Source organism: Streptomyces sp. TAA204 (assembly GCF_000424965.1).
The window spans coordinates 99,220-112,265 of sequence record NZ_AUKW01000010.1; the positions used below are offsets into that span (position 1 = coordinate 99,220).

Consider the following 13,046-nt stretch of genomic DNA (forward strand, 5'->3'; position numbering starts at 1 on the left):
CGAGCGGGCCCTCATCCCCGTTCCCGCCCCGACGGGCCCCGCACGAGGCTCACTTGCGGCCGGGCGTCCACTGCATGCCCCAGCCGTAGGCCGCGTCGACAGTGCGCTGCGGGCTGCTGCCGCGCTCCGTGATCAGGTAGCGGGCCTCCCGGTGGACGACGAGGTCGCCGCCCTCGTTGGTGATCAGCGCCAGTGCGCACACGTTGGAGGCGACGGTGCACTCGTCGAGCGAGAACTCCACGGGTGCGCCGTGCTGGGGCTGGAGCGTGACGGTGCCGTTGACGCTGGCGAAGCTGCGTGCCCCCTCGTAGATGGTGACGAAGATCAGGATGCGGCGCAGGTCCCGGGCGTGGTCGAGGTTGATGGTGAGGTTCTCGCCGGAGTCGACGGCGCCCGTACGGTCGTCGCCGTCGAGGTGGATGAAGGGCGGCTGGTGAAGCGAGCCGAAGGCGTTGCCGAGGGCCTGGACGACGCCCTTGCGGCCGTCGGCGAGTTCGAAGAGGGCGCACAGGTCCAGGTCGAGGTCGGAGTGCATCGCCATCGCCTTGCCGAGCTTCCTGCCCCAGCCGGAGAACTGCTTGTGCACCTGCCAGTTGAGATTGACCCGCATGGCGCCGGAGGTGCCGCCCTGCTTGGTCAGGGAAACCGACGGCGACTCCTTGGTCAGGGTGACCTTGGTCAGCCGCACCGGCTCGGGGGCGGGGGGCGGCGGGCTCGACGGGGGCGCGGCGGGCGGCTGCTGCTGCGCGGCGGCGGGGGCGGTCGGTGCGGACGGCGGCGCGGGGGCGGCCGGTGCCGGTTCGTCGACGCTGATGCCGTAGTCCGTCGCCAGGCCGGCCAGTCCGCTTCCGTAGCCCTGCCCGACGGCGCGGAACTTCCAGCCGCCCTGCCTGCGGTAGAGCTCGCCGAGGACGAATGCCGTCTCCACCGTGGCGTCGGTGCTCTCGAAGCGCGCGAGTTCGGCCCCGCCGGCCGCGTCCACCACGCGGACGTACAGTCCCGCGACCTGGCCGAAGGTGCCGCCCTCCGCGGAGGCGGCGACGACGATCTGGTCGATGTCCGCCTCGACGCGGTGCAGGTCGGCGCTCAACACATCGACGTGGGCGGCGCCTTCGGGACGCTTGCCGTCGTGACGTACGGCGCCGGAGGCGTGAGCGGGCTGGTTGTAGAAGACGAAGTCGCCGTCGGAGCGGACCTTTCCGGACGCCAGCAGCAGGGCCGAGGCATCCACGTCCGGTACGCCGGGCCCGGACCGCCACCCCAGCTCGACCCGTACGGACGCCGCGGCCACCGGGACGTTGGTGCCCTTCTGCATCGTCATGCCACTCCCCCTCCTGTGTGCGGCCCACCCTGCGCGCGGCCCCGGGTTGCCAACCTATGCCACCCGTCGCATTCCGGTCAGCTGCGCGTCCCTTTACAGGATCTCGACATCGATGAACGACCGATTTTCCCAGATTCGCTCGGATTGGTGATACCGCGTCACTGCAAGCACAAGAAACGGCCCACTGTCCGGGGTGCCCAACGGCAACAATTTGGGCTTACCTTATGGGCATGACCTCCCCCCGCTACTCCCCTGGCGGCTACTACGCTGCGCCCTCCTACCCGGACACACCGATCTACGACATGCTCGTCAACGAGCGTGGCACACCGCAGATCGCGCCGATCCGGGTGCCGTCGGCGTATGAATCGATCCACTCGCTCGCGGCGCTGCCGCCCGCGCTTCCCGCCCTGCCCTCCGGCGGTGGCGGCGGCCAGCAGTACCACCACACACCGCCGCAGGGTCACCCGGCGGCCATGGGCCCGCAGCACACACAGCCCGGCATGGCGCAGCAGCCCTCGCCGCTGCAGCAGACGCCCGCGCCCTACATTCCGCAGCAGGCGCCGTCCCAGCGCTATCCGGACCCGCGGCAGGCCCCGCAGCAGCAGTACCAGCAGCAGTACCAGCAGCAGGCGCCGCCGCCTCAGCAGCAGATGCGCCCGGTCGCGCCGCGTCCCGCGGCACCGCGTCCGGCCGCGCCCCGGCAGATGCCGGGCGCATACGAGGACCCTTACGGCGGCTCCCAGTACCAGGGCCGCGGCTACTGATCCCGGCTGCCGGTCCGGTCGTTCAACTGTCCGGGCGGGGTGGCAGGATGGCCGTATGACCACTCCCGGGCCGGCCTCGCTCCACCTCTACCCGGTCAAGGCGCTGGCGGGGACGGCGCTCGGGGAGCTGAGCGTCGAGCCGTGGGGTCCGGCCGGCGACCGGCGCTGGATGGTGACGGCCCCCGACGGGAGAGAACTGACGCAGCGGGAGCATCCGCGGCTGGCGCTCGCCGCGGCCGAACTCCTGCCCGGCGGCGGCAGCGACGGGCAGGGTCCGGGGGGAGGGGGAATCCGGCTCACGGCTCCGGGGAGGGAGCCGCTGGAGGTCGGGTTGCCGCCGCGGGACCGGGAGACGGTCCGCGTGCAGCTCTTCCGCACCAAGATCGAGGTCGTTCCGGCGGCCGAGGAGGCCAGTGCGTGGTTCTCCGCCTATCTGGGCGAGGAGGCACGGCTTGTGCACATGGACGCCCCCGAGCGGCGACGGGAGATCGGGGACGGCGCAGGCCCGGGTGAGACGGTCACCTTCGCGGACGGCTTTCCCCTCCTGCTGACGACCACCGCGTCGCTCGACGCCCTCAACTCGCTGATCGCACAGGGGGATCACGCGGACGAGGGCCCGCTGCCGATGTCCCGCTTCCGGCCCAACATCGTTCTGGCGGGCACCGCACCCTGGGCGGAGGACGACTGGCGCCGCATCAGGATCGGCGAGGCGGTCTTCCGGGTCGCCAAGCCGTGCGCCCGCTGCGTGGTGACCACCACCGACCAGTCGACGGCCGAGCGGGGCAAGGAGCCGCTGCGCACCCTGGCCCGCCACCGTCGCTTCGGGGACCAGCTGGTCTTCGGCCAGAATCTGGTGCCCGAGCGCACGGGCAGGGTGCGCAGCGGGGACTCGTTCGAGGTGCTCGGCTGACCGGGCCCCTCACGGGCGGCGCCGGACCCGTTCCGAAGACGGACCGGCGGACCCTTCTCCCGGTCCGCCGGTCCGCCGGTCCGCCGGCCGGTCAGTCGGGTGCGTCCAGCAGTCTGGAGCGGATCAGGAAGCGCACGCCTTCCGGCGCTTCGAGTGAGAAGCCGCTGCCGCGGCCCGGGACCACGTCCACGGTGAGGTGGGTGTGGCTCCAGTACGCGTACTGACTGGCGGACATCCAGAACGGCACCGGTTCGTCGACGCCGTCGACCTCCAGTTCCCCGAGCAGGACGTCCGAGTCGCCGGTGCGCAGTTCGCCCCGCTCGTAGCACATCGGTGCGCTTCCGTCACAGCAGCCCCCGGACTGGTGGAACATCAGCGGTCCGTGGCGCTGCGTCAGGCGGCGGATCATCGCGGCGGCCCCGCCGGTGAGGGCGACCCGTTCGGGGGCCGGTGCCTTCGCCTGCTCCTGCCCGTGCTTCTCCGCCTGTTCCGGGGACGCCATCAGAAGAATCCGAGCTTCTTCGGCGAGTAGCTCACCAGCAGGTTCTTGGTCTGCTGGTAGTGGTCCAGCATCATGCGGTGGTTCTCCCGGCCGATGCCCGACTGCTTGTAACCGCCGAACGCCGCGTGCGCGGGGTAGGCGTGGTAGCAGTTGGTCCACACCCGTCCGGCCTGGATGGCCCGCCCCGCGCGGTAGGCGGTGCTGCCGTCGCGGGTCCACACGCCCGCGCCGAGGCCGTAGAGGGTGTCGTTGGCGGTCTCGATCGCGTCGGCGAAGTCGGAGAAGCCGGTGACGGCCACGACCGGGCCGAAGATCTCCTCCTGGAAGACGCGCATCTTGTTGCCGCCCTCGAGGATCGTCGGCCTGACGTAGTAGCCCCCCTCCAACTCCCCGCCCAGCTCGGCACGTTCGCCGCCGGTCAGCACCCGGGCGCCTTCCTGCTTGCCGATGTCGAGGTAGGAGAGGATCTTCTCCAGCTGGTCGTTGGACGCCTGGGCTCCGACCATCGTCCCGGTGTCCAGCGGGTGCCCCTGGACGATCTTCTCCGTGCGGGCGATACCGGCGTCCAGGAAGTCGCGGTAGTGGCCCTGCTGGATGAGGGCGCGCGAGGGGCAGGTGCACACCTCGCCCTGGTTGAGGGCGAACATGGTGAAACCCTCGAGTGCCTTGTCGAGGAAGTCGTCGTCCGCGGTGGAGACGTCGTCGAAGAAGATGTTGGGGCTCTTGCCGCCGAGTTCGAGCGTGACGGGCTTGAGGTTCTCCGAGGCGTACTGCATGATCAGCCGGCCCGTGGTGGTCTCTCCGGTGAAGGCGACCTTGGCCACGCGGGCGCTGCTGGCCAGCGGCTTGCCCGCCTCCGCGCCGAAGCCGTTGACGATGTTGACCACGCCGGGCGGCAGCAGGTCGGCGACCAGGCTCATCCAGAAGTGGATGGAGGCGGGGGTCTGTTCGGCGGGCTTGAGGACGACGGCGTTGCCGGCGGCCAGCGCCGGCGCCAGCTTCCACGTCGCCATCAGGATCGGGAAGTTCCACGGGATGATCTGGCCGACCACGCCCAGCGGCTCGTGGAAGTGGTAGGCGACGGTGTCCTCGTCGATCTCGGAGAGCGAGCCCTCCTGGGCCCGCAGGGCACCGGCGAAGTAGCGGAAGTGGTCGACGGCCAGCGGGATGTCGGCGGCCAGGGTCTCCCGTACGGGCTTGCCGTTCTCCCAGCTCTCGGCGACGGCGAGTTCCTCGAGGTGCTCCTCCATGCGCTGGGCGATCTTGTTGAGCACCGCCGCGCGTTCGGCCGCGGGCGTACGCCCCCAGGCTCCCGCCGCCTCGTGCGCGGCGTCGATGGCACGCTCCACGTCGTCCGCGGTGCCGCGGGCGATCTCGGTGAAGGGCGCACCTGTGACGGGGGTGGGGTTCTCGAAGTATCCGCCCCGTGCGGGTGCGACGTAGGCGCCGCCGATCCAGTGGTCGTAGCGCGACTGGTAGTTCATGACGGCCCCGTCGGACCCGGGCGCGGCGTAGCGGCTCATCCTGCTGCCTCCCCTTGTGGCGCGTGCCGCCCGCCTCGTGCCGGGGCGGGCGGGTCGATCTGCTGGGGAAGGCTAGGGGCGGGAACGTTGCGGATACGTTGCGTGCGCCGCCCTCTGCGCTGCGTGCGGGCCCAGTGGGCCGTTCCTCAGGGCGCGCTCTCCTCCAGCCCGTACTCGCGGCGCAGTTCACGTACGCGGGAGGCGAGCGCGGCGCGGCGCGTCCCGCCCGGGTGCAGGCTGCCCTGCAGGGCCTCCCACATCTCCAGGTCGTCCTCGCCCCAGGGGGTGCGCACCCACTCCTCCAGCAGGGCGGGGTCGCGGGATGCCAGCAGCGCCCGGCGCATGCGGTCCTCCAGCAGTCTGCGCAGCCGGACGACGCCGGGTGCCTCCGAGAGCGGGAGCAGGGGGCCGCGGTAGGCGGCCAGCGCGGCGGGAAGGTTGCCGGCGGACAGTGCGTCACCGACGGCGTCGAGGTCGGTGCCCGGCCGCTGCCTCAGGCGGTAGGGGCGTGAGTCGAGCAGCGGTCCCAGCAGGCCCCGCAGCCGCGAGAGTTCGGCACGCAGTGTGACGGGGGTGACGGAGCGTTCACCGTAGAGTTCGAGGGCGAGCCGCTCGCCGGTAAGACCTTCGGGGTGCGCGGCCAGCAGCACCATGATCTCGCTGTGGCGCCGGCCCAGACGCTGCGGGGTGCCGCCGCCGGCGCCGAGCAGCGCTTCGTCGCAGCCGAGGGCGTTGAGCACGGGCCCGCCCCTGCCGGAGCGGTCCTCCTCGGTGAAGAGCTCTGCGAGGTGTGCCTCGGCGGCGCGGGCCGTTGCCTGGACGAGGGCGAGGCTCTGCGGCGCTGCGAGATGGTTGCCGCCGGTGATGTCGACGGCGCCGATGAGGCGGTGGGTGCGCGGGTCGTGGACGGGCGCTGCGGCGCACGTCCACGCCTGTACGGGCCGGCAGTAGTGCTCGGCGGCGAAGATCTGCACGGCGTGGTCGACGGCGAGCGCGGTGCCCGGCGCGTTGGTGCCGGTGTAGCGCTCGGACCACCGGGCGCCCGGCACGAAGTTCATCCGCTCGGCGTGCCGCTGCACCTGCGAGTGACCCTCGACCCACAGCATCCGCCCGCTCTCGTCGCACACGGACAGCAGGTGGGCGCCGTCGTCGGCGACGGTGCCCAGCAGCTCACGGAAGAGCGGCATGACGCGCGCGAGCGGATGTGCGGCACGGTAGGCGGCGAGCTCCGCGTCCGTCATGTCGATGCGGGCGACGCTCTCCGGCTCCACGGAGGCCCCGGCACAGCGCTGCCAGGAGTCGGCGACCACGCCGCGCACCAGCGCCCCGATGGCACCCCGCGTCACGAACTCCTCATGGGCACGGCGCACCTGACCGGCCCGCTCGGCCGCGTCGGCCCCGGTCTCCAGCGCCAGCCATGGATTGCGCACACCGTCATCGTGCCGCTCCCCACGGCCCCAGGCAACGCTGCGGACCCGGACAATCCCTCACGGTTCGGATGCGTGCGGGCCCGGCCCGCGCGGGTGTCAGCGCGCGCGGTCCCTGGTACCCATCCGCCATGCACACGCACCCCGCGCTCTCCGAGGACGAAACCGCACGCCTGCACGCCCACTGGCGGGCCATGAACTACCTCTCCGCCTGCCAGCTCTACCTGCGGGACAACCCGCTGCTGCGGGAGCCGCTGCTCCCGCAGCACATCAAGCCGCGGCTGCTCGGGCACTGGGGAACCGCCCCCGGTCTGGGTCTGGTCTACACCCACCTGAACCGGGTGATCCGCGAGCACGGCGTCGAGGCCATGTGCGTATGGGGGCCCGGCCACGGTGCCCCCGCCGTGCTGGCGGGCACCTGGCTGGAGGGCACCTTCTCGGAATACACCCCCGGCCGGCCGCGCAACGCGGAGGGCATGCTCGGGCTCTTCCGCGACTTCTCCCAGCCTGGAGGCCTGCCCAGCCATACGGCTCCCGAGGTGCCGGGCTCCATCCAGGAGGGCGGGGAGCTGGGGTACGCGCTGGCGCACGCCTACGGGGCGGCCTTCGACAATCCGGATCTGCTGGTGTGCGCGGTCGTGGGCGACGGCGAGGCGGAGACGGGGCCGCTGGCCGCTTCCTGGCACTCCGGCAAATTCCTCGACCCGGTGCACGACGGGGCGGTGCTTCCCGTTCTCCATCTGAACGGGTACAAGATCGCCAACCCCACGGTGCTCGCCCGGCTGCCCGAGGACGAACTCGACGCCCTGCTGCGCGGATACGGTTACGACCCGCTGCACGTCACCGCGCACCCGGGCACACCGCCGGCGGAGACGCACCGCGAACTGGCCGGTGCCTTCGACACCGCCGTGGAGCGCATCCGGACCGCTCAGCGCGAGGCACGCGCACGGACCGGTGGCACCCGTCACCGGCCGCGCTGGCCGGTGCTCGTGCTGCGTACGCCCAAGGGCTGGACGGGGCCCGTCCGGGTGGCGGGCGAACCGGTGGAGGACACCTGGCGCTCGCACCAGATCCCGCTGCCGGACGTGCGGGAGGACCCGGAGCGGCTGCGGGAGCTGGAGAGCTGGCTGCGCTCGTACCGTCCCGAGGAACTGTTCGACGCCCGGGGCAGGCCGGCGCCCCCGGTGCTGGCGTGCGTACCGGAGGGCGACCACAGGCTGGGAGCTGTCCCGCACGCCAACGGCGGGCGCCTCGTGCGGGATCTGCCGCTGCCCGCGCCGGAGCGGCACGCCGTCCCCGTGGAGCGTCCCGGGGAGACCTCGCACGAGCCGACCCGGGTGCTGGGCGGGATGCTGACGGAACTCTTCTCCGCCACGCAGGAGCGGCGCGACTTCCGCCTCTTCGGACCGGACGAGACCGCCTCCAACCATCTCGACGGGGTGTTCGGGGCGACACCTCGCGGCTGGCAGGCGCGGACCCTGCCCACCGACGACCACCTGGGCCCGCACGGCCGGGTGCTGGAGGTGCTCTCGGAACACATGTGCCAGGGCTGGCTGGAGGGTTACGTGCTCACGGGCAGGCACGGGCTCTTCGGCTCCTACGAGGCCTTCGCGCACATCGTCGCCAGCATGGCCGGACAGCACGTCAAATGGCTGCAGAGCTCCCGGGACGTGCCGTGGCGGATGCCCCTGGCGTCGCTCAACTACCTGCTCACCTCGCACGCCTGGCGCCAGGACCACAACGGCTTCTCCCACCAGGACCCGGGGTTCATCGACCACATCATGAACAAGAGCCCCGCGGTGGTGCGGGTATACCTCCCGCCGGACGCCAACACCCTGCTGTGCGTGGCCGACCACGTGCTGCGTACCCGTGACACCGTCAACGTCGTGGTGGCGGGCAAACAGCAGTGCTTCGACTGGATGAGCCTCCAGGACGCGCGCGGGCACTGCGCCCGGGGGCTGGGCGTGTGGGAGTGGGCGGGAACCGAAGTGGCGGGGCGCGAGCCGGACGTGGTGCTCGCCTGCGCCGGGGACGTCCCCACGCAGGAGACCCTGGCCGCGGCGGAGCTGCTGCGCGAGCATCTGCCGCAGCTCGCTGTGCGCGTGGTCAACGTGGTCGACATCGCACGGCTCATGCCGCCCTCCGAGCATCCGCACGGGCTGCCCGACGACGAGTTCGACGCGGTCTTCACCCGCGACAAGCCGGTCGTCTTCGCCTACCACGGATACCCCTGGCTGGTGCACCGGCTCACCTACCGGCGGGCCGTGCACGACTCGATCCATGTACGCGGCTACAAGGAGATGGGCGCCACGACCACGCCGTTCGACATGGTCGTGCGCAACGACATGGACCGCTACCGGCTGGTGATGGACGTCATCCGGCGCACGCCCGGCCTGCCGGTCACGGCCAACGCCGTGCGGCAGGCGATGCAGGACGTACGGACGCGGCATCACTCCTGGGTCCGCCAGCACGGCACCGACCTGCCAGAGGTCGCCGGGTGGAGCTGGTCCGCAGCCCGGGACTGAGGGGGCCGCCCCGCCGGAGGGCCGGACGGACCGGACCGGGCCGCCGGGCGGCGGCAGTCCGGTCCGGCGCCGTTCGCCGCGCGGCTCAGACCTCGACGTCCTCCAGCACTCCCAGGGCGTCCGGGACGAGCACGGCCGCCGAGAAGTAGGCGCTCACCAGGTAGGAGATGAGGGCCTTGTCGTCGATGCCCATGAAGCGGACGTTCAGGCCGGGCTGGATCTCGTCGGGGATGCCGGTCTGGTGAAGGCCGATCACACCCTGGTTCTCCTGGCCGGTGCGCAGGGCCAGCACACAGCTCGTGCTGTCCTCCGCCACCGGGATCTTGTTGCACGGCAGCAGCGGGATGCCGCGCCATGTGCGTACGCGCACGCCCTCGATCTCCGCCCCCGGGGGGTAGATACCGCGGCTGCTGCACTCCCTTCCGATGGCGGCGACGGTACGCGGGTGGGCGAGCAGGTACTGCGTCTTGCGGCGGCGGGAGACGAGTTCGTCCAGGTCGTCGGGGGTGGGCGGGCCGGTACGGGTGTGGATGCGCTGCTTGAGGTCGGCGTTGTGCAGCAGTCCGAACTCCCGGTTGTTGACCATCTCGTGCTCCTGGCGCTCCCGCAGCGCCTCGATGGTCAGCCGCAGCTGCTCCTCCACCTGGTTCATCGGGTGGTTGTAGAGATCCGCCACCCTCGTGTGCACCCGCAGCACCGTCTGCGCCACGCTCAACTCATACTCACGCGGCGCCAGTTCGTAATCCACGAACGTCCCCGGGAGCGCCGTCTCACCCGCATGCCCGGAAGCCAGGTCGATCTCGGCCTCGCCACGCCGGTTCTGGCGGGGGATCGCCCGTGAGAGGTAGCTGTCCAGATATGAGCGCAGCGGGCGCGAACGGTCGGCGATCTCCCGGAAGTCCTCACTGCGCAGGGCCAGTACGGTGCACCGGGTCAGCGCCCGCAGGGTGTGGTCCCACTCGCCCGGGTCCGGGGTGAGGGCGGCCTCGCCCGTGTGGTCGCCGTCGGCAAGGACGCCCAGGGCCACTTCGTCGCCGTACTTTCCCGTGCCGGCCCTGCGCACCTTGCCGTGCGCGATGAGGAGCAGCCGGTCCCTCCGCTCGCCCTGCGCGACCAGGGTGTCCCCGGCCGCGTACTCGCGCTGCTCGAAGCGCTCGGCGAGCGCCCCCAGCGCGGCGTCGTCCGTGAGGCCGCGCAGCAGCGGGATCTCGCGCAGTTCGGAGGGGATGACGGAGATGTCGGCGCCGGTGGAGACGAACTCGACCCGGCCGTCACCGAGGGTGTGCGTCAGTCGCCTGTTGACGCGGAACGAGCCGCCGGTGGTCTCCACCCAGGGCAGGATCTTCAGAAGCCAGCGGGAGGAGATCCCCTGCATCTGCGGGGGCGTCTTGGTGGTGGTGGCCAACTGCCGCGCGGCGGCTGTGGCGAGGCTGAGTCCGGGGGCCGAACCGGGCCGGCCTGTCGTGGACGTCATGGGCGGGAGGACCTTCCTTGGGGGTTCGCGATGAATTCCTCAGCGGCTGCGGTGGAAGCAGCCGTCAATACCCGGTCTCGACGTCCTCGAGGATTCCGAGCGCGTCCGGCACCAGTACGGCCGCCGAATAGTAAGCGCTCACCAGATAGGAGATGCGGGCCTTCTCGTCGATGCCCATGAAACGGACCGAGACACCCGGCTGGTATTCGTCGGGAATTCCCGTCTGGTGCAGGCCGACGACGCCCTGCCCCTTCTCGCCCGTACGCATCGCCAGCACCGAGGTGGCGCCGGAGCCGGCGACCGGGATCTTGTCGCACGGGAGGAGCGGCACGCCCCGCCAGGACGGCACGCGGTGGCCGTCCACGTCGACGGTGCCCGGGTGGACGCCCCGGCTGCTGCACTCGCGGCCGACGGCGGCGATCGCCCTGGGGTGTGCCAGCAGCACGCTGGGCTCCTTCCACACCGTCGCCAGGAGTTCGTCCAGGTCGTCGGGGGTGGGCGGGCCGGTCCGGGTGTGGATGCGCTGCTTCGTGCCGGCGTTGTGCAGCAGCCCGAACTCCCGGTTGTTGACCATCTCGTGCTCCTGGCGCTCCCGCAGCGCCTCGATGGTCAGCCGCAGCTGCTCCTCCACCTGGTTCATCGGGTGGTTGTAGAGATCCGCCACCCTCGTGTGCACCCGCAGCACCGTCTGCGCCACGCTCAACTCATACTCACGCGGCGCCAGTTCGTAATCCACGAACGTCCCCGGCAGCGCCGCCTCACCCGCATGGCCGGAAGCCAGGTCGATCTCGGACTCACCGTCGTCCGTGCGGCCCGCGGACGCGTCGGCACGCGCGGCCTCCACCTGGGCGCGGAGGCTGTCGGAGCGGCCGAGGACCTCCTCGAAGGACTCCCGTGCGAGGGTGAGGACGGTGCCACTGGTCAGCGAGGTGAGAGTGACCTCCCACCTGGAGGGCTCGCCGACGAGCCGTTCGGCGCCGAGATGGTCGCCGTCGGCCAGGAGCCCCAGAGCGGTCTCACCGCCGTACTTGCCCTCGCCGCTGACGCGGAGCTTGCCGTGCGCGACGAGCACCAGCTGGTCGGCGGGGCGCCCGGCCTCGACGATGGTCTCGCCCGGCCCGAAGTCCCGCTGCTCACAGCGGTTCGCAAGCGCTTCGAGGACGGCGCGGTCCTCGAAGCCGCGCAGCAGCGGGATCTCCGTCAGCTCGAGCGGGATGACGCGGACGTCCGCTCCCGTCGTGGTGAACTCCACGCGCCCGTCGCCCAGGGTGTGCGTCAGACGCCTGTTCACCCGGAAGGTGCCGCCCGGGACATCGACCCACGGGAGGACCTTCAGCAGCCACCGGGAGGTGATTCCCTGCATCTGCGGGGGTGTTTTCGTGGTGGTGGCCAGATTGCGTGCGGCAGCAGTGGCGAGGCTCATTTGTGCGTCTTCCGACGCGCCCTCGTCACCGGAATTCCGTTCCACCGCAGTCGCCATTGAGAAACCGCCAATCTACGTGCCCGCGTTGATAATTCACTCACTGCGGTCACGAAACTAGCCGGGCGCGGGACCACCGGCAATCGCTCAAAAGATGAGACATTGCCGGGAATGATCCTTCTCCCTCGGGGGTAACCCGCCGTGAGCTCCCGCCGCCGGGTCCGCTCTCCGCGCGCACCGCCGCCTTCCCGCGCGTCCGGGGAGAGGACCGGGCTCCCGACGGCACCCGGTGCCCTGCTCCACCCTGCTCTCCGCCGCCGCGCCGCGCGGAGTAGGGTCGGACGCCTGAGAGGGGACACCCGGAGACGGACCGCGCCCCGGGGCGTCGGACCGCGCGCCGGTGATTTGGCTCTCTTCGGGGCCCGCGCACGCATGTACCGGTCTCAGCGAGGTACGTACGGCGTGGAGAAGGGGGTGAGAAATGATGCGCTCGATCGTCGGCCTGTGGCGCTGGCGCGGCAACCCGCTGTGCCGTCGCAGCGACCGCCGCGAAGCGTGGCTGGCACTGTGTGCCGTAGTCCTGACCGTCCTCACCGCTCCACTGCTGGGGTGGCTGGGAGCCTCCGCGGCGCACGGCGCGCTGCTGGAGACCGTGCGGGAACAGCAGCACAGCCGCCACCAGGTATGGGCCACCGTCGAGTCCGTGCAGACGCGCGCTCCCCTGGACTCCGACCCGGAGTCGGCGGCACAGCGTCCCGACCGCAGCCCCGTCGTCGCCCACTGGTCGGGCCCGGACGGGAGCAACCACAAGAACTCCGTCGCCGCGGAGAAGCGGGTTCAGCCCGGTGAGCGCTTCCGCCTGTGGACGGACGAGCAGGGCCGGGCCGTCAACGCCCCGATGGACCCGCGCACCGCGTCCTCCCACGCCGCACTTGCGGGACTGGCCGCCGCTGCCGCGGCCGTGGGAGTGATGGAGAGCGGACGGCGCCTGGCGCTGCGGCAGTTGCTGCGCCGCCGGTATGCGCGGTGGGACGAGGAGTGGGCGCGCATCGGCCCGGACTGGGGCCGTACGGGCTCCAGCAGCTGACGCGCGGGCCCGTGCCCGGGCTGCGGGCACCCGAAGTGCGGACGCGTCGTCACACCGCTCCCGGCGCACGCTACGGTGGTGCATCTCTCCTGG

At 71.7% G+C, this 13,046-nt stretch carries 10 protein-coding genes; 4 read left to right on the forward strand and 6 right to left on the reverse strand.

Annotated features, from left to right (window positions below; translation table 11 throughout):
• Positions 1-49 precede the first annotated feature (49 nt).
• The gene (locus H343_RS0116775; protein ID WP_028432105.1) at positions 50-1,315 is read right to left on the reverse strand and encodes a TerD domain-containing protein; all 1,266 of its coding nucleotides are present in this window, start codon (positions 1,313-1,315) and stop codon (positions 50-52) included.
• Positions 1,316-1,551: 236 nt separating this feature from the next.
• Between H343_RS0116775 and H343_RS0116780 the strand changes: the two genes are divergently transcribed.
• Together H343_RS0116780 and H343_RS0116785 are read left to right on the forward strand one after the other, a co-directional pair.
• A complete protein-coding gene (locus H343_RS0116780) occupies positions 1,552-2,085 on the forward strand; it encodes a DUF6643 family protein (RefSeq protein WP_028432106.1) in 534 nt (177 codons plus the stop codon).
• Positions 2,086-2,140: 55 nt separating this feature from the next.
• Complete coding sequence (locus H343_RS0116785; protein ID WP_028432107.1) at positions 2,141-2,995, forward strand: MOSC N-terminal beta barrel domain-containing protein; 855 nt, start codon at positions 2,141-2,143, stop codon at positions 2,993-2,995.
• A 91-nt stretch (positions 2,996-3,086) separates the two neighbouring features.
• On the opposite strand, the gene H343_RS31060 is transcribed toward H343_RS0116785, so the two are convergent.
• The 3 genes from H343_RS31060 to H343_RS0116800 all read right to left on the reverse strand — a co-directional run bounded on the left by H343_RS31060 (position 3,087) and on the right by H343_RS0116800 (position 6,450).
• Complete coding sequence (locus H343_RS31060) at positions 3,087-3,497, reverse strand: DUF779 domain-containing protein (RefSeq protein WP_051265386.1); 411 nt, start codon at positions 3,495-3,497, stop codon at positions 3,087-3,089.
• Positions 3,497-5,020 carry an acetaldehyde dehydrogenase ExaC gene (gene exaC / locus H343_RS0116795; protein ID WP_028432108.1) on the reverse strand — a complete coding sequence of 508 codons (1,524 nt, stop codon included), beginning with the start codon at positions 5,018-5,020 and terminating at the stop codon, positions 3,497-3,499. Before exaC ends, H343_RS31060 begins: the two co-directional genes overlap by 1 nt.
• A 146-nt stretch (positions 5,021-5,166) precedes the next feature.
• Positions 5,167-6,450 (reverse strand): hypothetical protein, encoded by a 1,284-nt coding sequence (locus H343_RS0116800; RefSeq protein ID WP_028432109.1) that lies wholly within the window; start codon positions 6,448-6,450, stop codon positions 5,167-5,169.
• Positions 6,451-6,578: 128 nt separating this feature from the next.
• Here H343_RS0116800 and H343_RS0116805 point away from each other — a divergent pair, with 128 nt between their 5' ends.
• Entirely contained in the window at positions 6,579-8,972 is a 2,394-nt protein-coding gene (locus tag H343_RS0116805; RefSeq protein WP_028432110.1) for a phosphoketolase family protein, read from the forward strand.
• Between the two features lie 85 nt (positions 8,973-9,057).
• Here H343_RS0116805 and H343_RS0116810 read toward each other — a convergent pair whose 3' ends face one another.
• The gene (locus H343_RS0116810) at positions 9,058-10,446 is read right to left on the reverse strand and encodes a family 2B encapsulin nanocompartment shell protein (protein WP_028432111.1); all 1,389 of its coding nucleotides are present in this window, start codon (positions 10,444-10,446) and stop codon (positions 9,058-9,060) included.
• 64 nt (positions 10,447-10,510) lie between these two features.
• Positions 10,511-11,926, reverse strand: a complete 1,416-nt coding sequence (locus H343_RS0116815; protein WP_028432112.1) for a family 2B encapsulin nanocompartment shell protein — start codon at positions 11,924-11,926, stop codon at positions 10,511-10,513.
• A 421-nt stretch (positions 11,927-12,347) separates the two neighbouring features.
• Between H343_RS0116815 and H343_RS0116820 the strand changes: the two genes are divergently transcribed.
• On the forward strand, positions 12,348-12,953 hold the full coding sequence (locus H343_RS0116820) for an Rv1733c family protein (protein ID WP_037904035.1): 606 nt from the start codon (positions 12,348-12,350) through the stop codon (positions 12,951-12,953).
• The last annotated feature ends 93 nt before the right edge of the window (positions 12,954-13,046 follow it).

Coding starts and splice junctions, on each gene's coding strand:
- H343_RS0116775 (WP_028432105.1), bottom strand. CDS start 1,315: ATGCAGAAGGGCACCAACGTCCCGGTGGCCGCGGCGTCCGTACGGGTC.
- H343_RS0116780 (WP_028432106.1), top strand. CDS start 1,552: ATGACCTCCCCCCGCTACTCCCCTGGCGGCTACTACGCTGCGCCCTCC.
- H343_RS0116785 (WP_028432107.1), top strand. CDS start 2,141: ATGACCACTCCCGGGCCGGCCTCGCTCCACCTCTACCCGGTCAAGGCG.
- H343_RS31060 (WP_051265386.1), bottom strand. CDS start 3,497: ATGGCGTCCCCGGAACAGGCGGAGAAGCACGGGCAGGAGCAGGCGAAG.
- exaC (WP_028432108.1), bottom strand. CDS start 5,020: ATGAGCCGCTACGCCGCGCCCGGGTCCGACGGGGCCGTCATGAACTAC.
- H343_RS0116805 (WP_028432110.1), top strand. CDS start 6,579: ATGCACACGCACCCCGCGCTCTCCGAGGACGAAACCGCACGCCTGCAC.
- H343_RS0116810 (WP_028432111.1), bottom strand. CDS start 10,446: ATGACGTCCACGACAGGCCGGCCCGGTTCGGCCCCCGGACTCAGCCTC.
- H343_RS0116815 (WP_028432112.1), bottom strand. CDS start 11,926: ATGGCGACTGCGGTGGAACGGAATTCCGGTGACGAGGGCGCGTCGGAA.
- H343_RS0116820 (WP_037904035.1), top strand. CDS start 12,348: ATGATGCGCTCGATCGTCGGCCTGTGGCGCTGGCGCGGCAACCCGCTG.